The 20940-nt window shown below is 63.1% G+C and carries 19 protein-coding genes; 10 read left to right on the top strand and 9 right to left on the bottom strand.

The window, feature by feature from the left end; translation table 11 throughout:
- The 4 genes from N4T19_RS10135 to N4T19_RS10120 all read right to left on the bottom strand — a co-directional run bounded on the left by N4T19_RS10135 (position 1) and on the right by N4T19_RS10120 (position 4623).
- The gene (locus tag N4T19_RS10135) at positions 1–543 is read right to left on the bottom strand and encodes an RNA polymerase sigma factor (protein WP_116927166.1); all 543 of its coding nucleotides are present in this window, start codon (positions 541–543) and stop codon (positions 1–3) included.
- 49 nt (positions 544–592) lie between these two features.
- Positions 593–967, bottom strand: a complete 375-nt coding sequence (locus N4T19_RS10130) for a COG4315 family predicted lipoprotein (RefSeq protein ID WP_116927223.1) — start codon at positions 965–967, stop codon at positions 593–595.
- A gap of 153 nt (positions 968–1120) precedes the next feature.
- Entirely contained in the window at positions 1121–2668 is a 1548-nt protein-coding gene (locus N4T19_RS10125) for an IPTL-CTERM sorting domain-containing protein (RefSeq protein WP_182343082.1), read from the bottom strand.
- An 86-nt stretch (positions 2669–2754) separates the two neighbouring features.
- Positions 2755–4623 carry an IPTL-CTERM sorting domain-containing protein gene (locus N4T19_RS10120; protein ID WP_260720124.1) on the bottom strand — a complete coding sequence of 623 codons (1869 nt, stop codon included), beginning with the start codon at positions 4621–4623 and terminating at the stop codon, positions 2755–2757.
- Between the two features lie 237 nt (positions 4624–4860).
- Here N4T19_RS10120 and N4T19_RS10115 point away from each other — a divergent pair, with 237 nt between their 5' ends.
- From N4T19_RS10115 to greB, 5 genes are all read left to right on the top strand, one after another.
- Entirely contained in the window at positions 4861–5058 is a 198-nt protein-coding gene (locus N4T19_RS10115) for a hypothetical protein (protein ID WP_260720123.1), read from the top strand.
- Positions 5059–5241: 183 nt separating this feature from the next.
- A complete protein-coding gene (locus N4T19_RS10110) occupies positions 5242–5841 on the top strand; it encodes a TetR/AcrR family transcriptional regulator (protein WP_116927170.1) in 600 nt (199 codons plus the stop codon).
- Positions 5838–6791: a Bug family tripartite tricarboxylate transporter substrate binding protein gene (locus tag N4T19_RS10105; RefSeq protein WP_260720122.1), complete on the top strand. Its 954-nt coding sequence runs from the start codon at positions 5838–5840 to the stop codon at positions 6789–6791. The genes N4T19_RS10110 and N4T19_RS10105 overlap by 4 nt, the downstream gene beginning before the upstream one ends.
- Positions 6788–8299: an amidase gene (locus N4T19_RS10100; protein WP_182343078.1), complete on the top strand. Its 1512-nt coding sequence runs from the start codon at positions 6788–6790 to the stop codon at positions 8297–8299. Before N4T19_RS10105 ends, N4T19_RS10100 begins: the two co-directional genes overlap by 4 nt.
- 98 nt (positions 8300–8397) lie before the next feature.
- Positions 8398–8958 (top strand): transcription elongation factor GreB, encoded by a 561-nt coding sequence (gene greB, locus N4T19_RS10095; RefSeq protein WP_116927172.1) that lies wholly within the window; start codon positions 8398–8400, stop codon positions 8956–8958.
- Between the two features lie 81 nt (positions 8959–9039).
- On the opposite strand, the gene N4T19_RS10090 is transcribed toward greB, so the two are convergent.
- The 4 genes from N4T19_RS10090 to N4T19_RS10075 all read right to left on the bottom strand — a co-directional run bounded on the left by N4T19_RS10090 (position 9040) and on the right by N4T19_RS10075 (position 13154).
- The gene (locus N4T19_RS10090; RefSeq protein WP_260720282.1) at positions 9040–11217 is read right to left on the bottom strand and encodes a RelA/SpoT family protein; all 2178 of its coding nucleotides are present in this window, start codon (positions 11215–11217) and stop codon (positions 9040–9042) included.
- A 166-nt stretch (positions 11218–11383) separates the two neighbouring features.
- Positions 11384–11587, bottom strand: coding sequence for a DNA-directed RNA polymerase subunit omega (rpoZ, locus tag N4T19_RS10085; RefSeq protein WP_021026333.1), 204 nt, complete (start codon positions 11585–11587; stop codon positions 11384–11386).
- Positions 11587–12225, bottom strand: coding sequence for a guanylate kinase (gene gmk / locus N4T19_RS10080; protein ID WP_116927173.1), 639 nt, complete (start codon positions 12223–12225; stop codon positions 11587–11589). The genes rpoZ and gmk overlap by 1 nt, the downstream gene beginning before the upstream one ends.
- 17 nt (positions 12226–12242) lie before the next feature.
- Positions 12243–13154, bottom strand: coding sequence for a YicC/YloC family endoribonuclease (locus N4T19_RS10075; RefSeq protein ID WP_116927174.1), 912 nt, complete (start codon positions 13152–13154; stop codon positions 12243–12245).
- Between the two features lie 72 nt (positions 13155–13226).
- On the opposite strand from N4T19_RS10075, the gene N4T19_RS10070 reads away from it, so the two are divergent.
- From N4T19_RS10070 to N4T19_RS10050, 5 genes are all read left to right on the top strand, one after another.
- Positions 13227–14219: a serine/threonine protein kinase gene (locus tag N4T19_RS10070; protein ID WP_021026330.1), complete on the top strand. Its 993-nt coding sequence runs from the start codon at positions 13227–13229 to the stop codon at positions 14217–14219.
- Complete coding sequence (locus tag N4T19_RS10065; RefSeq protein ID WP_116927175.1) at positions 14216–15055, top strand: PP2C family protein-serine/threonine phosphatase; 840 nt, start codon at positions 14216–14218, stop codon at positions 15053–15055. Before N4T19_RS10070 ends, N4T19_RS10065 begins: the two co-directional genes overlap by 4 nt.
- Positions 15056–15200: 145 nt before the next feature.
- On the top strand, positions 15201–15836 hold the full coding sequence (locus tag N4T19_RS10060) for a non-canonical purine NTP pyrophosphatase (protein ID WP_260720121.1): 636 nt from the start codon (positions 15201–15203) through the stop codon (positions 15834–15836).
- Position 15837: 1 nt separating this feature from the next.
- A complete protein-coding gene (gene hemW, locus N4T19_RS10055) occupies positions 15838–17079 on the top strand; it encodes a radical SAM family heme chaperone HemW (RefSeq protein WP_260720120.1) in 1242 nt (413 codons plus the stop codon).
- Positions 17080–17367: 288 nt separating this feature from the next.
- Positions 17368–18510 carry an MFS transporter gene (locus N4T19_RS10050; protein WP_409935201.1) on the top strand — a complete coding sequence of 381 codons (1143 nt, stop codon included), beginning with the start codon at positions 17368–17370 and terminating at the stop codon, positions 18508–18510.
- 30 nt (positions 18511–18540) lie between these two features.
- Here the strand turns inward: N4T19_RS10050 and N4T19_RS10045 are convergent, their stop codons facing one another.
- Positions 18541–20886, bottom strand: coding sequence for a CHASE2 and HATPase_c domain-containing protein (locus N4T19_RS10045; RefSeq protein WP_260720119.1), 2346 nt, complete (start codon positions 20884–20886; stop codon positions 18541–18543).
- Between the last annotated feature and the right edge of the window lie 54 nt (positions 20887–20940).

Raw genomic sequence — 20940 nt, 5'->3', positions numbered from 1 at the left:
TCACTTCACCCGTTGAATTCTTTGCGCTGCATGGCTGACTTTGTCCTGCTCCTTGCGCTGGCTGGGACTGGCCATCTCGTCGCGCAGCCGTGCGCGCGCCCGCGACAGCCGCGACATCACCGTGCCCAGCGGCACGCCGGTGATCTGTGCCACCTCCTGGTAGCTCAGCGCCTCAACGCTGACCAGCAGCAGCACCTCGCGCTGCTCGGGCGGCAGGCGCTGCAGCAGCCGGTCGAGGTCACGCACTTCCAATGCATCGGTCTGCTGGGCCCGCTGGGGCAGCTCAGGCAGCTCGTCGCCTGCGCTGTCTTCGGGCCGGCTGCGCTGGGCGCGCAGCCGGTCGATGAAATGGTTGTGCATGATGCCGAACATCCAGGCGCGCAGCTCATTGCGCTTTTGCCACATCGACAAGCGCGACCAGGCGCGCTCCAGCGTGTCCTGCACCAGGTCATCGGCGCGGTCCGGGTCACTGACCAGCCCGCGCGCATAACGCCGCAGGCTGGGGATGCAGGCCACAATCTCCGCTTCGTCCTGTGCGCGCATGGGGGCAGTGGGGTCCGGGGTGAGGAGGGGAATCAGCAGCAGCCAGCGCTTACTTGACGACGTGCCAGACGTCCTTGAAGTTGTCGCCCGTGGCGTCGCCAGCCTTCTTGTCTGCAGTATAGGTATAGAGCGGCTTGCCCTGGTAGGCCCACTGCTTGCTGCCGTCGTCGCGGGTGACGATGCTGTAGTCGCCTTCGGGCTTGGCATCGGCCGCCGCAGCATGGGCAGGCCACAGTGCGATGCAAGGGCCGTTGCACATGCTCTTGTTGCTGCCGGCCACATCCTTGTCAAAGGTGTAGAGCGTCATCCCGCTGGCATTGACCAGCATGCCATGGGCCATCTTGGCCGCTGGCTCAGCCTGGGCCAACGGGGCCAGCAGCGCGGCCAGAGACAGAGCGATCAGGGATGCATAAGGGGTTTTCATGGTGACCATCTTTCAAGGTTGGGTGGAGGAACACCTCTGTAGACGGATGGCCTGCCGGGATTATTCCCGGCATGCTGAGAATTTTGATGGCGCGCAGTTTGCGCTGGTCTGGAGCGCTGAGGCGACGCCCAATCTTCAGACCTTATGGACCGCTTATAGCGACCAGGCCTTGAACCGACCACGGCCCCGCGCCATGCCCAGCAGTGCCAGCAAGGCCGACAGCGCCAGAAGACCCCAGGTGCCCAGGCCAGGAACAGGCGTCGGCGTTGACGCCACGGGCGCTGCCGTGATGGTAATGCTGAAGCTCTGCGTTGCGGTATGGACAGCCGCCGCCTTATCAAAGGACTGTTGCGCGCTTACGCTGTCCGTGACCGTGATGCTGAACTCTTCCGTCTGCACCGTAGTGGGCGTTCCGCTGATCACGCCGGTATTGGTGTTGAGACTGAGGCCTGCAGGCAGGTTACCGCTGAGTGCAAAGCTGTAGGGGAGCAAGCCACCACTGACTTGTATCGGTGCGTTGTAGTTCTGGCCTATGGCGCCTTGGGGCAAAGTAATGGTGGGACCGGCGCCAGAAAAGAGCAAATCTGCGCTGGGGATGACGGCAACGCTTGCAGCTGAGGCGGCGCTGCCGCCGCCCAGATTCTTGGCCACCACCGTAAAGGTGTAGGGGGTGCCGTTGGTCAGACCGGTGATCAGGCAGCTTGTCGACACCGATGTGCAGCTGCCCTGGGGCAGACCCGTCACAACATATTCCGTGATGGCCGAACCATTGTCTGCAGGTACGGACCAGCTCAGCTCTACCTCTGCATTGCCTGCAACGGCCGAAGTGATGGTCGGGGCATCAGGAACCGGCGCTGCTGCAACAAGCGTATTGTTGGATGTGCCGACGATGCCGGGGACGACTGTATCTGTAGCTACGATAGTTTGTGTACCTGTGGTGAGGAATGTTGCCGAGAATGTGCTCTGGCCATTCACCAGTGTTGCACTGGCGGGCAGCGTCGCAGCTGCATCCGAGCTGGAAAATTGCACCGTACCGGTATAGCTCGGCACTTGGTAACCTGCGGCATCGACGGCGGTCACGCTGAAATCGAGCGCCGTGCCTTGGGTTGCGGTGGCAGGTGTTTTGACGGCAAGGCGGCTGGCGGGGCCTACGACTTCGTAGTGGATGGCACCGTTCCAGACCCGAGGTTGGTATACCGCTCCCGTGTTGTTGGTAAAGGGGTATTCCATACCGCCTCCCTCGAAAAATGACAACACACTGTCTGAAGCAAAAAGCGCTCCCACATTGCTGCCATCGCTGTAGTTCAAGCTGACTTCGGTTGATGTGGAGGTGATATAGAACGCATATGTCTGATTGGCAAGCAGGCTTAAAGGGGTGTCCAGTGCTACCGGTACACCTGTACCTGACACATTTGCCGATACCGGTCCTGTTTGCAGCAAGGTCCAGTCAGCAGGCGAATTGGCATGGCCTACCCAGGTGCCGATCCTGTAGTAGATTTCATAATCCGTATTTCCCATCGGCGACATATCAAACTGCGTAATGGCAATGGCCTGGTTGGCCATGACATCGAACATATTGCCTCGATGGTTATTGCCTGCGTTATACGTGGTCGTCAGTGTGGCTGCATGGGCAAGCGCAGTACATAAAAGTGCGATGAGAAAAAGCGATGCGCGCCGCAATATGTGAAGGGATGTGTGCATGGCAAGGGCCTGGTCAAAATGGTCGGTGGTGGTCGAAGTGGTGAAGAGATGGCAGCAAGCCACCCCGTTGGGGTGGCTTGCTGCGCTTATGCGCCAGGGCGTCTGCGAACTGCAGTGAGTCCGACAAGTGCCAGAAGGGCGGACAAACTGAGTGCGGCCCATGCGGATAGCGTAGGCACCGCCGTGGGCACTGCTGCCACAACGGATTGGACAAAGGCTTCGCTCTGGAGTGCGGGGTAGTTGGCATCGCCGCTGTAACTGGCAACGAGGCTGTGCGCTCCCGCAGTAGCAGGCAGTACGGCAGTGATGGTGGCCGTGCCATTGACGAGTGCAGCACTCCCCAGCGATGTGGAGCCGTCCAGGATCTCGACCGTTCCCGTGGGCACTGGCGCTGCTTTTGCCTGCAGAGCAGCGGTCTTGTTGGGATCAAACGTCACCGATACGGTGAACGTCACGCTCTGACCTGGCTGTGAAGGGTTTTGGCTGGAGCTGATGCTGATGCCCGATCCACCTTGAGCGACAGCGACCGTCTGTTGCACCTGGGGAGCGTCGCTGTAGTTGGCGTTGCCCAGTTGGTTCGCTTTGATGCTGCAGTTGCCGGCGCCATTGAAGGAGACCAGGTTGCCGCTGATGCTGCAGACTGACAGGCTGCCGCTGTCGATCGAGAAGCTAACGGCGTTGCCAGAGGCGCCACCATCGGCTGAAACGGTATAGCTGCCGCCTACCTTGGCATTGGCGGGGATGAACGAGCTGAAGCTGATGGTCTGCGCTGCCTTGTCAATGGTGACGTTCTGAGACTGGGACGGCGCAGCTTTGTAGTTCACATCTCCAGCTTGTTGTGCGACGAGTGTGCAGATGCCGCCACTGTTGATGAAGACATTGGTGCCTGCCACCGTACAGACCGCTGGCGTGCTGCTGTCATAGTTCACGGGCAGGAAGGAGCTTGCACTTGCCTGAGGATTGATCGAGAAGCTGCCCCCGGGTGTGTACAGCTGGCTGGCAGGGCTTTGCGATGGGAAGCTGATGGATTGCAATCCCTGTTCCACAGAGATGGAATAGGGCTGGGCTCCCGAACAACCGCTCGCATCGTTCGCCGTGACCGTGAAGTTGGCGGCTCCGGAGGCTGTGGGGGTGCCGGAAATGGCGCCGCTGCTCGACAACGTCAAACCTGGTGGCAGTGCCCCCGAGGTGACGGCGAAGTTTGGAGCGCCCAGCGCGCCACTCTGGCTGAGTGTGGTGCTGTAGCTTTGGCCCACGCTGCCTCCAGCAAGGGCGCCCGCAGGCGTCAGCACGACAGAAGGGCATACATAGGGCGTATAGCTCACAGTGTCGATGCCGATGTAGTCAGAGTTCGTTCCGGACAAACCGCCACTGGTGACGAAATAACGGAAGGCCATGCGTGAGGACGTGGGGGCTGGCAGGCCCGAAACGGTGACGGAGTACTGCGTCCAGGTGGTTGGATAGACCCCCAAGGTGAGGCCAGGGTTGACACTCATCAGCAGCGTCGTGAAATCACCTACGCCAGTGCCGCTGCCGACATTTGTGCTGGCCCCATTCGTGCTGAGGCGCACTTCCAGGCGATCGGCGTAGGTGTCCGGGGAGGGCTTTCTTGTATAAAAAGTCAGCACATCGCCGTTGCGTATGGTTCGATCAGGCATGAGCAGCCAATTGCTGATCGTTCCGACACTGCCAGTGTTGTTGTAATTGGCCCCGATGTACGCATTGGCCGCGCCGCTTTGTGCGTCAAAAGGACCACCTGCAGTGGGCGGATTGCCTTGAAACCAGCCGGTGGACCCGACACCCACGCTGGCATTGCTCATTACCCATCCGCCACTAGCCAGGGTGTTGATGTCGTTAAAAGCTTCTGTAAACGCCTGAGCATGTGCACTGTGGTGCACCCCTATGGAAACCAATGCTGCAAACGCTCCCGCACATAAAAACTGGTTCACGGCCATTTAGTACACCTTCATAAGCTTTTTACATATGTTGACATTTAAATGTGCGATGTGTGCGAGACGGTGTCAATCCCTGAAAGTGGTGATAGAGCTCACCCTAGTGCCTTCGATGGCGATATAAAAATACTGTATATTCATACAGCATTTTCGATAAACTGGCTAGGCTTGATGTCGCCATCCGGCAGCAGCTGTAAACGAAGCTCTGCGTTGGCTGCCCACAAGAAGAGAGGAGTTCGCATGATTGAAGTAGCCCATGACAACCTGAGCGATGCCTGGGAGGAGGAAGACGGTGCTGCCGCGTTGCCGCAGCTGGCCGCCGCGTCGGTGTTTCGGCAACTGGCGCACAAGCATGGCTTGCTGGCGCCGGGTGAAGAGGCCAGCCCGCAGATGCAGGCGTTTCTGGCCGAGCTGGCGGTGCTTCCGAATCTCTTTTGAGGCCGGTGCGCTGTTGGGCAAGCGGCCATCACTGCGCATTTTGACAAGGAGGAAGAGGGGCCTCATCCCTTTGATGCAGCGCGGATAGACCGCAGACTTGGCGTCTCTCTCTCTCCTAGGCCAAACCCGGATGTCTGCCAAATTACATTACACGCATAATGTATTTCAGGAGACCCCCCTGTTGTGCCCAACCTGCATCAGATCAAAAGTGAACAGACGCGTGAGCGGCTGATGGATGCTGCGCTCGAGGTGATGCAAGCCAAGGGGCTTGCGAGCCTGTCGATGCATGAGGTGGCCCGTATCGCGGGCATGACGACCGGAGCGGTGCAGCACCATTTCCCGTCCAAGGCCGCGCTGATGCTGCAGATCATTGAGCGGTTGGTGCAGCAGATCGACACCGACGACAGTTTCTGGCCAGCGCCGCACTGGCCCCTGCAGCGGCGCGCCGACCACTTTGTGCAACAGGCCTGGCGGCGGCTGTATGGCCAGCCCCGCTTTGCGGTGGCCTGGGAGGCCTACCTAGCAGTGCGTGCCGACGCCGCGATGGTGGCGCATATCCAGGCCGCACGCGCCCCGATCAACGACAAGCTGCTGCTGCGCATGCTGCGCAGCTTTCCCGAATGGGCCGGTGGGCCCGCCGCTGAAGCGCGCTTTCAGCTGGTGCTGTCCTGCCTGCGCGGCCTGGGCGTGCTCGCGCCGTTCTCCAGCCCGGCTGCGATTGAGCAGCAACTGCAGCAGCTGTCTGTCCTTCTTCAATCTTTTTCCAGCGAGGTGACCCCTTGATCAGAGCAACCCTTCTTGCCTGTGGCCTGTCGGCCTGGGCCCTTGGCGCCGCCGCCCAGACCCCGCTGCAGGTGATCGCGCAGCAACCGCCAGGCAGCGGATCGGACGCGATGACCCGCGCCTGGGGCGAATGCACCGGGCGGCTGATGGGGCGGCCGGTGGTTGTGCAGAACAAGCCCGGCGCCAACGGTATCCTGGCCATCAACTACCTCAAGGGCCAGCCGGCCGATGGCGCGTTTGCCATGACCATCGGCATGTCGCAGATGACGATCACGCCCTATGTGCACCAGCAGGTGCCCTATGACCCGCTCAAGGACTTTGCCGGTGTCGCGATGATTGGCTCATCGCCGCTGGTGCTGGTGGTGCCGGCGGGCGCGGGCATCCACAAACTCGCCGACCTGGAGAAGGTCGCCAAGTCCCAGGCCGGCGGGCTGAACTTTGGCTCGCCCGGCAAGGGCAGCCCCGCGCATTTGCTGACCACGGCGCTGACCGATGCGATGCACTGGCCCGCCACCCATGTGCCCTTTGTCGGCGAGAGCGCGGGCCTGACGGCCTTGATGGGCCAGCAGATCCAGGCGATGACTCTGGTGTTGAACACAGCCGCGCCCCAGGTCAAGGCCGGCAAGCTCGTGCCGCTGGCGATTTTCGCCGGCCAGCGCTCGGCGGTGCTGCCCGATGTGCCGACCATTGCCGAGGCCGGTGGGCCGGCCGTGCTGGCGCGGCCGTCATGGATTGCGGTCGTGGCCAAAAAGGGCACGCCGCCGGAGGTGGTCAAGGCCTTGAACGACGCGACCAACCAGTGCTACAGCGACCCGGTCTATGCCAACAGCATGGACAAGATGGGTGTGACCTTGATGCGCAGCCAACCTGCCGATGTGCTGGGCTTTGCCGAGCGCGACATCGCTGTCTGGAAGCCTTTGATCGACAAACTGGGATTGGCCACACAATGAGTTTGGTAGAACACAGCGCCGTCGAGCTGCGCAGCCTGATCCAGAGCCGGCAGATCTCGCCGGTCGAACTGCTCGATGACTGCATCGCCCGCATGCAGGCGCTCAACCCGGCGGTCAATGCGCTCTGCGCCACCGATTTTGAGCGTGCCCGTACTGCCGCCCAACTGGCCGAAGCGCAGGTGGGGCGGCGCAGCCAGCTGCCGCTCTTGCATGGCCTGCCCTTGGGCGTGAAGGACTTGCAGGCCACCGAAGGCCTGCTGACCACCAGCGGCAATGTGCGGCTGCGCGGCCATGTGCCGGGCAAGGACAATGCGTTCGTGGCCCGGCTGCGCGGCCAGGGCGCGATCGTGACGGCCAAGACCAACACGCCCGACATGGGCGCAGGTGCCAACAGCCGCAACCCGGTCTGGGGCGCTACGGGCAATCCCTTCAACCCGGATCTGAATGCCGGGGGATCATCGGGCGGCTCGGCCGCGGCGCTGGCCACCGATATGTTTCCGCTGTGCACCGGCTCGGACACCGGCGGCTCGCTGCGCATTCCGGCGGCGCTGTGCGGCGTGGTCGGCCTGCGCCCCTCGCCGGGCCTGATCGCCAATGACGACCGGCCGCTGGGCTGGTCGGCCATCTCGGTGCTCGGCCCCATGGGTCGCGATGTGGCCGATACCGCGCTGATGATGCAGGCCAGCATGGGCCCGCACCCGATGGATCCGCTGAGCATGGGGGTGAGCCATGCGCCCGTCTGGCCCGTGCCCGAGATGGACCTGCGCGGCCTGCGCGTGGCCTATACCGAGGACTTTGGCACCTGCGCGGTCGACCCGGTGGTGCGCCGTGCCTTTGCAAAGCGCGTGCAGGCCTTGGCCGGTGAGGTGGCCTGCATGGACGCCTTGCCCTGGAACCTGGAAGAAGCGCACCGCTGCTTTGACATCATCCGCGCCGAGAGCTTTGTCGCCGCCTTTGCCGATATCTACCGCACCGCCCCCGAGACCCTGGGCCCGAATGTGCGGGCCAATGTCGAGATGGCTGCGAGCATCAGCCTGGGCGACCGGGCCTGGGCGCATCTGGCGCAGACGCGCATCCAGCGCATGTTCCAGCGCACATTCGAGCAATACGACCTGGTGCTGGCACCGGTGACTCCCCTGTCGCCCTTCCCCTGGCAGCAGCTCTATGCGCAGGAGGTGGAGGGCAAGACCCAGCGCAACTACTACGAATGGCTGAGCCTGACCTATGTGGTGACCTTGGCGACCAACCCTGCGCTGTCGCTGCCCTGCGGCCGTGACGAGGCGGGCATGCCTTTTGGCCTGCAGATGATTGGCCCGTTGCACCAGGACGGGCGCCTGCTGGCGATGGCGGCGGCAGTCGAAAAGCTGGGCCTGCACAACAGCGACTTTGCCCGCCCCCGCCCCGACCTGGCAGCACTGGCCCAGCCCCGGCCCGCGCTGCGCAGCATCGTCACCCACCCGCCAGAGCTGGGTGGTGCTGCGCAGGCCAACGTGGGCCAGGCGGTGTAAGCAAAGCGGCCTCCCCTGAGACGGCAAGCCTGCCACGGCAGTGGCAGGCTTTTTTCTTTCTAGTGGGAGCCTTCGCCAATCTTTGTTTAAATAGCAGGATGAACAAGGCCTTTACCAAAGAGACAGACAACGACGACGATGATGACCTGCCGCAGCTGCCCAAGATTGCTGGCGGCAAGAACTACATCACGCCCGGGGGCTACCGCGCGCTCGAGCAGGAGCTGCTGCAACTGATCGATGATGAGCGGCCCAAGGTGGTGGAGGTGGTGCACTGGGCGGCGAGCAATGGCGACCGCTCGGAAAACGGCGACTACCTGTATGGCAAGAAGCGCTTGCGCGAGATTGACCGGCGTATCCGCTTTCTGACCAAGCGCATGGAGGCGGCCGAGGTGGTGGACCCGGGGGTGCACCACGGCAGCGACCAGGTGTATTTTGGGGCGACGGTGCACTACTGCGACCAGCATGGCAGCGAGGAGTCGATCACCATCATGGGCATCGACGAGGCCGATGCCAGCCGGGGCCAGGTCAGCTGGGTGGCCCCGATTGCGCGGGCGCTGCTCAAGGCCCGCATTGGCGATGAGGTGCAGCTGCCCACGCCCGGCGGGATGCGGGTTTTGGAGGTGCTGGGTGTGCAGTACCCGGAGCCGGGGACCTCTTGAAATAGCCCGTTCTCAAAATACAAGCACGCCTTTAAGGCGCGCTGTTGTTGGGGGGCTGTCCCGATCGCTATCGGGAGGAGCTCAGGCGACGGGCAGCACCCGGTGCGCACGCAGCACATAGGGCAGCTTGACCAGCTGGCGCAGCAGCAGCTCAACCTGGGCACGGTCCTTGACGGTCAGCACAAAGCGCAGCGCCATCGTGTCCATCGCCACTTCGTCATCCATCGTGATGTGGGTGATGTCCGAGCCCATGGCGGCAATCTCGGCGGCAATCTTGCCCAACACTCCCTTGCCATTGTTGATGGTGACGACGACGCCGGTGTCGAACTCGCTGGCGGGCTCATCGGCCCATTCCACATCGACAAAATGCTCGGCATCCTTGGCCAGCAGTCGCTTGCAGACGGCGCACTGGGCGTTGTGCACCACGAGGCCGGCATTGCGGTCCAGGTGGGCGGCAATCGGGTCGCCCGGCACGGGGCGGCAGCATTTGGCGTATTTGACAGCGGCATTGGGTGAGCCATCAAGCACCAGCGCTGCGGTGGCGGTGCTGGCGCCGGTCTTGAAGCGCTCCTGGCTCAGCAGCACAGCGTCCGGCCGCTGGCCTTGCTCGGCCAGCAGGTCCACCACCTGCTTGGCGGCAAACACGGCAATGCGCTTGCCCTGGCCGATGTCGTTGAACAGCTCCACCTTGTTGCGCGCTTCAAGGCGGGTGAGCAGGCTGTCCCAGACGGCCTTGTCTTCGGGCAACTGCGAGATGCCTTCGGCCCGCATCGCCTGCAAGAGCAGGCGCTCGCCCAGCGCAGCGGTCTCGTTCTGGCCCTGGGTCTTGAGGTAGTAGCGGATCTTGGACTTGGCGCGGCCCGTGCGCACAATCGTGAGCCAGGAGGGATGGGGCGCGGCATCGGGCGAGGTCGAGATCTCGATCACATCGCCGCTCTTGAGCACGGTGCTCAGCGGCACCTGCTCGTTGTTGATGCGCGCGCCTTGCGTGCGCTCGCCCACATTGGAGTGGATCGCGTAGGCAAAGTCCAGCACGGTCGCGCCCCGGGGCAAGGTGAGCATCTGGTTCTTGGGCGTGAACACATAGACCGAGTCGGGGAACAGGTCCACGCGCACGTTGTCCCAGAACTCATGGGCGTCGTGTGTCTCATCCTGGATGTCGAGCAGCGACTGCACCCATTTGTTGCCCAGCTGCTCGCCGTTGGGCATGGCCCGCGCCTGGATCATCCAGTGTGTGAGCACGCCGTACTCATCGACCAGGTTCATGTCTTCGGTGCGGATCTGGAAATCCATGCTCACGCCCGAGGGGCCGACCAACGTGGTGTGCAGCGACTGGTAGCCGTTCGACTTGGGGTTGGCGATGTAGTCGCGGAATTTGGAGGGCACGGGGCGGAACACCTGGTGCAGCACGCCCAGCGCGGTGTAGCAGTCGATCAGGTTGGGCACGATGACGCGCACTGCGTACGAGTCGGTCACCTGGGCAAACGACAGGCGCTTGCCATCCATCTTCTTGTAGATGGCGTAGAGTGTTTTTTCCTGGTTGCCCAGGCGGATCTTGATGCCGGATTTGGCAAAGGCCGAATCGACCTCGGCATGGATCTTCTGGACCACGTCCTTGCGCCGGTTGCGCGAGCGGCCCAGCGCCTTGACCAGCGTGTCATGGCGCCAGGGGTAGAGGTGCTTGAAGGCCAGGTCCTGCAGCTCGCGGTAGACCCGGTTGATGCCCAGCCGGTTGGCAATGGGCACATGGATCTCCATGGTCTCGGTCGAGATGCGTCCCCATTTGCTGCGCGGCATGTCGGACATGGTGCGCATGTTGTGGGTGCGGTCAGCCAGCTTGACGAGGATGACGCGCACATCGCGCGCCATCGCCAGCAGCATCTTGCGGAACGACTCGGCCTGGTTCTCTTCGCGCGAGTTGAACTGCAGCTTGTCCAGCTTGGTGAGGCCATCGACCAGCTCGGCCACCGTGTCGCCAAACTGGCGCGCAATGTCATCACGGGTGACGCCGCAGTCCTCCATCGCGTCATGCATCAGCGCGGCCATCAGCGCCTGGGCGTCGAGCTTCCAGCTCGCGCAGATCTCGGCGACCGCAATGGGGTGGGTGATGTAGGGGTCACCACTGCTGCGGAACTGGCCGGTGTGGGCCTTGGCTGCGAAATCAAAAGCTTCTTCGACCAGGGCCAGATCTGCTTCACCGAGGTAGTCGAGCTTCTCCAGAAATTCGGCGTAGGCACTCACCACTACCGGATACGACATGGCAGGCTTGGCTGCGGCGGTAGCGATGACGCCAGAGACTTGGGCGGGTGCGGAGGGGATGGACACGGACTTCACGCCTTAACTGTAGCGTGCGATGACAAATTTGTGTGAATACCAAGAAAAATGGCACCGCCATTCGGTGCCATTTTGTTGCATAAGCAGGGGCTTAGCCGGGTACTTTTTTCAGCATTTCCAGGCCTACCTTGCCTGCAGCGATTTCGCGCAGCGCGGTCACGGCCGGCTTGTTGCGGCTTTCGATTTTGGGCGTGTGGCCTTGGCTCAGCATGCGGGCGCGGTAGGTAGCGGCCAGAACCAGTTGGAAGCGGTTAGGGATTTTGTCGAGGCAGTCTTCAACGGTGATGCGGGCCATCAGGAGTTCTCCAGGGTAACAGGGATGTCGAGTGACGAGAATATTTCGCTGCGAACACGCTTTTGGGCCGAATAGCGCAAGCGTTGTGAATGTACAACGGCCTTCAAATCGAACAAAGCGCGCTCGAACAATTCGTTAATTATAACGAAGTCGAATTTGTGGACCTGCGCCATCTCCTCGCGCGCGTTCGTGAGGCGCTTTTCGATGACGTCGGAGGCGTCCTCGCCGCGGTTCTCCAGGCGCGAGCGCAGCTCTTCCCAGCTGGGTGGCAGGATGAAGATCAGCACGGCGTGGGGGAAGCTTTGCTTGATCTGCAAAGCGCCCTGGTAGTCGATCTCCAGCACGATATCGGTGCCCTTGGCCAGGCGCTCCTCGATGGCCTTCTTGGAGGTGCCGTAGAGGTTGCCATGCACATTGGCCCATTCGACAAACGCATTGGAGGCAATCATGCGCTCGAAGTCATCGCGCGAGGCGAAGTAGTATTCGCGCCCATGCTTTTCCTGGCCACGCGGCGAGCGCGTGGTGTGGGAGATGGAGCGAAAGACTTGCGAGTCGAGCTCGAGGAGGGCCTTGACGAGGGACGACTTGCCCGCGCCGCTGGGGGCTGAGACGACAAAGAGGTTTCCGGGGTATTCCATAGAGAGACTCTGGCTTCTTATTCGATGTTTTGCACTTGTTCGCGCATCTGCTCGATCAGGACCTTCATGTCCACGCTGATGCGGGTCAGATCCAGCGCAGCGGACTTGGAGCCCAAGGTGTTGGCCTCGCGGTGCAGCTCCTGGATCAGAAAGTCCAGGCGCTTGCCGATATCGCCACCCTTGGTCAGCAGGCGGCTGATTTCTTCCAGGTGCGAGCGCATGCGGGTGAGTTCTTCGGCCACATCGATGCGGATCGCAAAGGAGGTCGCTTCGGTCAGCGCACGGTCCTGGGCCGCTTCGGGCGAGACGCTGCCGGCGCTCAGCGCCATCGCTTCTTGCCAGCGCTCCAAAAAGCGCTGCTTTTGCTGTTTGACCAGCTCGGGGATCAGGGGCTCGGCCTGTTCGGCCAGTTGGCGCAGCTGCTTGATGCGGTCTTGCAGCATGTCGGCCAGGCGCTTGCCTTCGCGTTGGCGGGCGTCGAGCAGGGTCTTGAGGGCTTGCTGGCACAGCGCGGCCACATTGTCGGCCCAGTTCTCGGGCAGCTCGATGCTGCCGCTGCCGCTCAGGCGTAGTACTTCTGCCACAGTGAAGGGCTGGGCCGTTGGCATCCAGGCCTTGACGGTGTCCTGGAAGCTGCCCAGCTGCTGGAGCAGGCGGGGCGAGGCGACGGGCACGCTGGAAGCCTGTTCACTGTTGATCAGTACACGTACTTCCACCTTGCCACGCTTGAGACTATTATCTACCAGAGAGCGTAACTGTGGTTCGCAGCTTCTGAGATCTTCCGGAAGCTTGAAAGATAAATCGAGAAAACGGCTGTTAACCGAGCGAATTTCCAGTCCGACGCGCCAGAGGGAGGGAGCATTGTTGTCACCGTCAGGTGGGATGCTTTGCTGGACAGAGGCATAGCCTGTCATGCTGTAAACTGGCATAGGACTGTATGAGGTTGCTTGCAATCGCGCTCATTATCAGGCTTCTCATATACCTGCGTTGTTCATCAAACTATGTCAAAAGTAAAGCCTGCGCCGCTACCAGCCAATACCGTCATCGGTGGCTACCGGATCGTGCGGCGCATATCGGCGGGGGGGTTCGGGGTGGTCTATCTGGCGCTGGCGCCCGATGGCCAGCAAGTCGCCATCAAGGAGTATTTGCCGTCCAGCCTGGCCACCCGTGCGCCGGGGTCGCTGTCGCCGAGCATCGAGCCCGACAAGCTGTCGCTGTACCGCCTGGGCCTCAAGAGTTTCTTTGAAGAGGGCCGCGCGCTCGCCCAGATCTCGCACTCCTCGGTCGTCAGCGTATACAACTTCTTCCGCGAGAACGACACCGTCTACATGGTGATGAACTACCTGCAAGGGGCCACCTTGCAGGATTTTGTCGTCACCGCCCGCGATCTCAAGGAAGCCAAGGTCTTCCGCGAGTCCACGATCCGCTCGCTGTTCGACGAGGTGCTGCGCGGTCTGCGCATCGTGCACCAGCACAAGATGCTTCACCTCGATATCAAGCCGGCCAACATCTTCATCACCGACGACAACAAGGCGGTGATGATCGACTTTGGCGCTGCCCGCGAGGTGCTGAGCAAGGAGGGCAACTTTGTCCGCCCCATGTACACGCCCGGTTTTGCCGCGCCCGAGATGTACCGCCGCGATATGTCGCTGGGCCCCTGGACCGATATCTATGCGATCGGTGCCTGCATCTACGCCTGCATGCAGGGTATTCCGCCCAACGATGCGCCCAAGCGCCAGGAAAAGGACCGCCTGAGCCTGGCCATGTCCAAGGTGCGCGGCGTGTACTCGGACAACCTGATCGAGCTGGTGGAGTGGTGCATGGCGCTTGACCCCCAGGCCCGGCCCCAATCGGTGTTCCTATTACAAAAAGAGCTGGCGCGCGAAGACGAGCGCCGCTATACCAAACTGAGCGTCTCCGAGAAGGTTCGTATGTCGATTGATTCGCTGGTCAGCGATACCAAAAAGCGCGTGGGCGGAGGCCAAACCAAATGAAGTTCTCGGTCTTCCAGCTCAGCCGCAAGGGCGGGCGGGAAAAAAACGAAGACAGGATGGGGTATAGCTATACCAAGGAAGCCTGTCTGTTTGTCGTGGCCGATGGCATGGGAGGGCATCCGGAAGGGGAAGTGGCCGCACAACTGGCCTTGCAGACGGTGTCGCTGGATTTTCAGCGCCTGGCGCGCCCCAAGCTGGAAGACCCGGCCGAGTTCCTCGAGAACGCGCTGCTCTCGGCGCACCACAACATCCTCAAGTACGCGATTGCCAACAATATGGATGACCCGCCACGCACCACCTTGGTGGCCTCGGTGGTGCAGGATGGCAATATCTGGTGGGTGCATTGCGGCGACTCGCGCCTCTACCTGGTGCGCAGCGGCAAGGTGCTGGCGCGCACGCGCGACCACTCCTATATGGAGCTGCGCGGCTCGGGCGTGACCAGCATCAACCCCGACCGCTTCAACCGCAATGTGCTGTTCACCTGCCTGGGCAGCCCCTCGCGTCCGTTCTTCGATGTGGCCGGCCCCACCGAGATGCACCGCAGCGACCGCATCATGCTGTGCTCCGACGGCCTCTGGAGCAGCGTCTCCGAGACCGTGATTGCCCGCGAGCTGGCCAACAAGTCGGTCTCGCGCGCCATTCCCGACCTGATCGATGCCGCGCTGCGCAAGGCGGGGGCGACCAGCGACAACGTCACGGCCGTGGCGATGGAGTGGGAGATGCCCGGTGCCGAGCGCTTTGAATCCGAAGACCCGGTGAGCGACACCTTGCCGCCAGCGCCTGACCCTGAGGCTGGTGACCAGGCACCGCCCAAGCCCGACGCCCCGGCCGCATAAGCCCGGCACGCACTGCGTTTTGTCGCTGGTCCGATAATTCAGCCTGTCCTGGCATGGCGGCGCAAGGCCGCCAGGCCTGTTTTTACCGTTCTCAAAAAAGCAGCGGGCTGCCCGGGGATCCCGGCGCAGCCGCTGGTGCCGACCCATGAAAATCGTTCTTGCTTCCAACAACCAGGGCAAACTCGCCGAGCTGCAGGCCATGTTCGAGCCCCTGGGCGTGAGCCTGGTGCCCCAAGGCGCGTTGATGGAGGGCGAGGCGCCCGAGCCTTATGGCACCTTCCTGGAAAACGCCTTGAGCAAGGCCCGCTTTGCCGCCGAGCGCACCGGACTGCCCGCGATTGCCGATGATGCCGGCCTGTGCGTGGCAGCCTTTGGCGGCCTGCCCGGGGTGGATACCGCCTACTACTGCACGCAGTTTGGCTACGACAAAAGCGATGCCAACAATGTGCGCGCGCTGCTCGAGCAAATGCAGGGCGTCACCGACCGCCGCGCGGCCATGGTGAGCACGCTGGTGGCGGTGCGCCACCCCAAGGACCCGGAGCCGCTGGTGGCCGTCGGCCGCGTGGCCGCCGAGATCACGACCGAGCCGCTGGGCGAGGGCGGCTTTGGCTTTGACCCGGTGCTGCTGATTCCCGCACTGGGAATGACCTTTGCGCAGATGGCCACCGAGGTCAAGCATGCGCACAGCCACCGGGGCCGCTCCTCGCGCCAGATGATGGCACTGCTGCGTGACAGCTGGCTGACCGGCGCGCCGATGGTGGCCGCTGCCCCCAAGGACTGAGATGGCGGTGCATATTCCGCTGCAAGCGGCGCAGCCTTCTGAGCAGGTGGTGCAGCGCGACATCCAGCATTACATGCGCCCGGGCACCTTGCAGCTGCCCAGCTTGCCGCCGCTGTCGCTCTATGTGCACCTGCCCTGGTGCATCAAGAAATGCCCGTACTGCGATTTCAATTCGCACGAAGCGCGGGACGGCCGCCATGCGGTGCCCGAGGAGCGCTACATCGATGCGCTGATCGCCGACCTGGAGCAGGCCCTGCCGCTCATCTGGGGGCGCAGCATCCACAGCATTTTTCTGGGCGGCGGCACGCCCAGCCTGTTTTCGCCCGAGTCGATTGACCGGCTGATCTCGGCCATTCGCGCCCGCCTGCGCGTGGACGCGGGTTGCGAGATCACGATGGAGGCCAACCCTGGCACCTTCGAGAAGGACCGCTTTCGGGCCTTTCGCGGCGCGGGCATCACCCGGCTGTCGATTGGCGTGCAGAGCTTTGATGACCGCTTTCTGGAGGCCATTGGCCGCGTGCACAATGGCGCGCAGGCGATGGCCGCCGTCGAAGAGGCCGCCAGCAGCTTCGAGACCTTCAACCTCGACATCATGTATGCCCTGCCAGGCCAGACCGCCCAGGACCTGGCGCGGGACCTGGACAAGGTGCTGGGCTTTGCGCCGCCGCACATCTCGATCTACCACCTGACCATCGAGCCCAACACCTTTTTTGCGAAGTACCCGCCCGCCGTGCCCGAGGACGATGTGGCCTATGCCATGCTTGACCAGATCACCGCGCGCACGGCGCAGGCCGGCATGCAGCGCTACGAGGTATCGGCCTATGCCAAGCCCGGCCACGCCTGCGTGCACAACAGCAACTACTGGCTGTTTGGCGACTACCTGGGCATTGGCGCGGGCGCCCACAGCAAGCTGAGCTTTGCACACCGCGTGGTGCGCCAGGTGCGGCTGCGCGACCCGGCCCGTTACATGACCCAGGCTTTGCAGGGCAATGCACTGGCGCAGGACGACGAGGTCAAGCGCGCCGATCTGCCGTTTGAGTTCATGCTCAATGCGCTGCGCCTGCGCGAGGGCTTTGCGCTACAGGACTACCTGGACCGCACCGGTCTGCCGCTCAGCTCCATTGCCAAGGCCTTGCACGAGGCCGAGGCCAAGGGCCTCGTGAAGCTGGACTTTCAGAAGGTCACCCCCACAGAGCGTGGTTTTGACTTTCTGAGCGACCTGCAGGAGCTGTTTCTGGCTTGAATCTTCCACAGGAGGCGGTCATTTTTTACCGACTAGTCAATATGTGGACTGCGCTGCCCCTACGCAGAGCGTATAGATATCGCGCACAATAGCGCCCGCTGCTGAGCAACCATGCCGCCGTCTGTGCGGCATTTTTGTGCGCGCAGCTGTCATAACACCTACTACAAAGCGCTTGTCATGTCTTCTTCCGCCGCCGGGTCTGCCGCTTCAGGCACTGCCTCTCCCTCGTCCGATACCGTCAACCGCTATGGCTGGAAGGCCCTGGCCGGCTCGGCCGTGGGCTACGCCATGGACGGCTTTGACCTGCTGATCCTGGGCTTCATGCTCAGCGCCATCCGCGAGGACCTGGGACTGACCACGGCCCAGGCCGGCTCCCTGGTCACCTGGACCCTGATCGGCGCAGTGCTGGGCGGCATTGTGTTTGGCATGCTCAGCGACCGCTATGGCCGCATCCGCGTGCTGACCTGGACCATCGTGCTGTTTGCGGTGTTCACCGGGCTGTGCGCGTTTGCGCAGGGCTACTGGGACCTGCTGATCTACCGCACCATTGCCGGCATTGGCCTGGGCGGCGAGTTCGGCATCGGCATGGCGCTGGCGGCCGAAGCCTGGCCTGCGCGCTACCGGGCGCGGGTGTCGTCCTATGTGGCGCTGGGCTGGCAGGTGGGCGTGCTGGGCGCGGCCTTGCTCACCCCCTTGCTGCTGCCCCATATCGGCTGGCGCGGCATGTTCCTGGTGGGGGTGATCCCCGCCTTTGTGGCCTGGTTCATCCGCAACCGCCTGCATGAGCCCGAGGTGTTTGTGCGCAGCCAGGAGAAAAAGCAGTCGGTGCTGCAGTGCTTCAAGCTGCTGGTCAAGGACCGCGCCACCACCCGCATCAGCGTTGGCATTGCCGTGCTCACCTCGGTGCAGAACTTTGGCTACTACGGCATCATGATCTGGATGCCCGCTTTCCTGGCCAACAAGCTGGGCTTCAACCTGACCAAGTCCGCGCTGTGGACGGCGGTCACCATCCTGGGCATGATGGCCGGCATCTGGATCTTTGGCCAACTGGCCGACCGCATCGGCCGCAAGCCCAGCTTTTTGCTGTTCCAGGCCGGTGCGGCGCTGATGGTGCTGTTCTACTCGCAGCTCAATGATCCCCTCACCATGCTCTGGGCGGGTGCGGTGATGGGCATGTTCGTCAACGGCATGATGGGCGGCTTTGGCGCGCTGATGAGCGAGGCCTACCCGACAGAAGCACGCGCCACCGCGCAGAATGTGCTGTTCAACATTGGCCGCGCTGTGGGCGGGGCAGGCCCCGTGGTGATTGGCGCGATTGCGGCGCAGTACTCTTTCCAGATGGCCATTGGGCTGTTGGCCGCCATCTATGTGCTCGATGCGTTGGCGACGGTGTGGTTGATTCCCGAACTCAAAGGCAAAGAGCTGCACTGAGCGCTGCCGCCCAGCCTGTGACAGCGCCAGCTAGCGCGGCTCCTGCTGCGTGCCCGGCGCCTTGGGCAAATGCAGGCTGAAGCACGAGCCCTCGTTGACGCCGCTGGTCACATGGACAAAACCCTGGTGGCGCAGCACCACGGTTTGCACAAAGCTCAGGCCCAGGCCAATGCCCGAGATCTGCGGCTGGCTGTTGTGGTGAAAGCGCTGGAAGGGCTGGAAGAGCTGGTTCAACTGCTCCTGCGTCATGCCAAAGCCCTGGTCGCGCACCTCCACCCGCCAGTACGCGCCATCATCGGCAATGCTGGCCTCCACCGCCGTGCCGCTGGGGCTGTACTTGATGGCGTTGCTGAGCAGGTTGACAAAGCAACGCTGCAGCAAGGAGCGGTCGCCAAAGCAGGCGATATCGGTTTCGGCCGCCTCCAGGGCCCCGGGCAGGTAGCGCACCTGGATCTTTTTCTCCGAGGCCTTGGCCCAGCAGTCGTCCACCGCCTCCTGCAGCAGCACATCGAGGCTGAGCAACTGGGGCTGCATGGCCTGCGACTGGGCCGAGGCCAACTGCACAAAGCTCTCGGCCATCTCCAGCGATTGGTGGGCCAGGCGGTTGATCTTCTGGTGCAGCTCGGCCTCGCTCATCTGGCCGGGGAACTCCTTGTACATCTCCAGCAAGGTGATGATCGAGGACTGGGGCGAGCGGAAATCATGCGAGATAAAGCGCAGCGCCTGGTCGCGCTGCTGCTGGGCCTTGTGCAGCTCGGTCAGGTCCACCAGCATCAGCAGCCAGCCCGCAGGCGCTGGCGCGCGGAAGGCCTCGGCCAGCAGCAGCCAGGCATGTTCTTCGCGGTCCAGCACCTCGCATTCGGCCGGCAGCGCGCGCAGCTGCTCGGCATTGGCAAAGGACAGCACCTGGCCCGAATCCTTGATGCGCATGCCGCTCAGCGCCGACTGGATCGCGATCAGGCCCTGGCTGGGCATGCCCAGGTTTTGCAGGTAGCGCACCGCTGCAGCATTGTGCAGGCTGACCATGCCCAGCGGATCGACCACAAAGGTGGGCGAGGGGATCTGGCGCAGCGTATCGCGCACAAAGCCATGCATCTGGCGCAAGGTGTCGGTAGCGGTCTCCACGGCCTTGATGCGCCGCTCCAGAAAGTCATCCATCAGCATGCCGCTGCGCTGCGGGGCGCTGGTGGTATCGAGCGCGGCGCGCAGGTTGTGCATCTCCTGCTGCAAAAACCGGGCCGCTGCACTCAGGCGCCGCCAGCTCCAGATGGGGTAGATGACCAACAGGCCCACCAGGGCCGCGCCGGGCGCCAGTTGCAGGCCGGCAAAGCTGCGCAGCGCCAGGCACAGCAGCAGCAGCAGCGCTGCCGCGGCAATCTGGGCGATCAAACCTGCCATGGGGCCCAGCAGCGCAATCGCCATCAGGGCCAGCACGATCGCTCCCAGATTGACTGCCAGATTGGCGCCGGTCGGCAGCGCATGCACATGCTGGTCCGACAGCTGCGAGTCCAGCGCATGGGCAATCAGCTCCACCCCTGCAATATGCCGGGATGCGGGCCGGGCGGGGCTGGCAAAGTAGTCGCCCAGGCCCGAGGCCGTAGCCCCCAGCAGCACATACTTGCCGCGAAAGCTGTCTTCGGGGATACGCCCGGCCAGCACATCTTCGGCCGAATACAGCGTGTAGGGCCGGTCACCGCGGGCAAAGTTGAACATCTCCGGCGAGCGCTGCTCCCACTGCTCGCCGGGCTCGGGCGGGCGGGTGCCCTGGCACAGCGGGTGGCTCTGGCCGCTGGCGCAGAGCATCGCAATGCTGAAGTGGGGCCAGGGCCCGGTGTTCTCACCCTGCGCACCAAAGTAGCGGCGTATCACGCCGTCATCGTCGACAGTCACATTCACATGGCCCAGCTGGCGCGCGGCTTGGCGCAGGCTGGCCAGCGGCAGCTCGGCGCCAATGTCCACATTGGCCATGCGCCAGTCCACCGGCAGCACGACATTGCCGGCCTGGGCAATCGCCTGGGCCAGTTGGGCATCGTCGTCGGGGTGCTGCCTGTCGGGCTCGCTGAACAGCACGTCCACGCCCAAGGCTTTGGGGTGCTGGGCGGCAATGCGTGCGATCAGCTGCGCATGCACGGCGCGGCTCCAGGGCCAGCGCCCCACGCTTTGCAGGCTGGCATCATCAATGGCGACGATGACGATGTCATCGCGCGGCTCCGGTGCGCTGAGCCAGCCGGTGATGTCCTGCACAAAGGTGTTGATGACGCGGGGCTGCTCGCGCAGGCTGGCCCAGGCCACCAGGCCCAGCAGCAGGGCCGACAGCGCCAGCCATTCCAGCCAGCGCAGTTGCGTTCGGCTCAGCGAAAAGGAAGGGGCAGCCATGCGCTAGGGAATGGACGGGGGGTCAACGCGGTCATGCGCATGGGCAGGGGCCGC

This window comes from Comamonas squillarum (assembly GCF_025309455.1).
Lineage (GTDB): Bacteria > Pseudomonadota > Gammaproteobacteria > Burkholderiales > Burkholderiaceae_C > Comamonas > Comamonas squillarum.
The sequence above is the reverse complement of the archived record's forward strand: the minus strand, read 5'-3'. Positions and strand labels throughout refer to the sequence as shown.

What these genes read in the sequence shown, in the direction of transcription:
- greB (WP_116927172.1), top strand. Translation starts at nt 8,398, where the DNA reads ATGAACAAGGCCTTTACCAAAGAGACAGACAACGACGACGATGATGAC.
- N4T19_RS10120 (WP_260720124.1), bottom strand. Translation starts at nt 4,623, where the DNA reads ATGGCCGTGAACCAGTTTTTATGTGCGGGAGCGTTTGCAGCATTGGTT.
- N4T19_RS10090 (WP_260720282.1), bottom strand. Translation starts at nt 11,217, where the DNA reads ATGTCGTATCCGGTAGTGGTGAGTGCCTACGCCGAATTTCTGGAGAAG.
- N4T19_RS10100 (WP_182343078.1), top strand. Translation starts at nt 6,788, where the DNA reads ATGAGTTTGGTAGAACACAGCGCCGTCGAGCTGCGCAGCCTGATCCAG.
- N4T19_RS10070 (WP_021026330.1), top strand. Translation starts at nt 13,227, where the DNA reads ATGTCAAAAGTAAAGCCTGCGCCGCTACCAGCCAATACCGTCATCGGT.
- N4T19_RS10045 (WP_260720119.1), bottom strand. Translation starts at nt 20,886, where the DNA reads ATGGCTGCCCCTTCCTTTTCGCTGAGCCGAACGCAACTGCGCTGGCTG.
- N4T19_RS10065 (WP_116927175.1), top strand. Translation starts at nt 14,216, where the DNA reads ATGAAGTTCTCGGTCTTCCAGCTCAGCCGCAAGGGCGGGCGGGAAAAA.
- hemW (WP_260720120.1), top strand. Translation starts at nt 15,838, where the DNA reads ATGGCGGTGCATATTCCGCTGCAAGCGGCGCAGCCTTCTGAGCAGGTG.
- N4T19_RS10075 (WP_116927174.1), bottom strand. Translation starts at nt 13,154, where the DNA reads ATGCCAGTTTACAGCATGACAGGCTATGCCTCTGTCCAGCAAAGCATC.
- N4T19_RS10135 (WP_116927166.1), bottom strand. Translation starts at nt 543, where the DNA reads ATGCGCGCACAGGACGAAGCGGAGATTGTGGCCTGCATCCCCAGCCTG.
- N4T19_RS10115 (WP_260720123.1), top strand. Translation starts at nt 4,861, where the DNA reads ATGATTGAAGTAGCCCATGACAACCTGAGCGATGCCTGGGAGGAGGAA.
- gmk (WP_116927173.1), bottom strand. Translation starts at nt 12,225, where the DNA reads ATGGAATACCCCGGAAACCTCTTTGTCGTCTCAGCCCCCAGCGGCGCG.
- N4T19_RS10050 (WP_409935201.1), top strand. Translation starts at nt 17,368, where the DNA reads ATGGACGGCTTTGACCTGCTGATCCTGGGCTTCATGCTCAGCGCCATC.
- N4T19_RS10130 (WP_116927223.1), bottom strand. Translation starts at nt 967, where the DNA reads ATGAAAACCCCTTATGCATCCCTGATCGCTCTGTCTCTGGCCGCGCTG.
- N4T19_RS10125 (WP_182343082.1), bottom strand. Translation starts at nt 2,668, where the DNA reads ATGCACACATCCCTTCACATATTGCGGCGCGCATCGCTTTTTCTCATC.
- N4T19_RS10060 (WP_260720121.1), top strand. Translation starts at nt 15,201, where the DNA reads ATGAAAATCGTTCTTGCTTCCAACAACCAGGGCAAACTCGCCGAGCTG.
- rpoZ (WP_021026333.1), bottom strand. Translation starts at nt 11,587, where the DNA reads ATGGCCCGCATCACCGTTGAAGACTGCCTCGACAAAATCCCTAACCGC.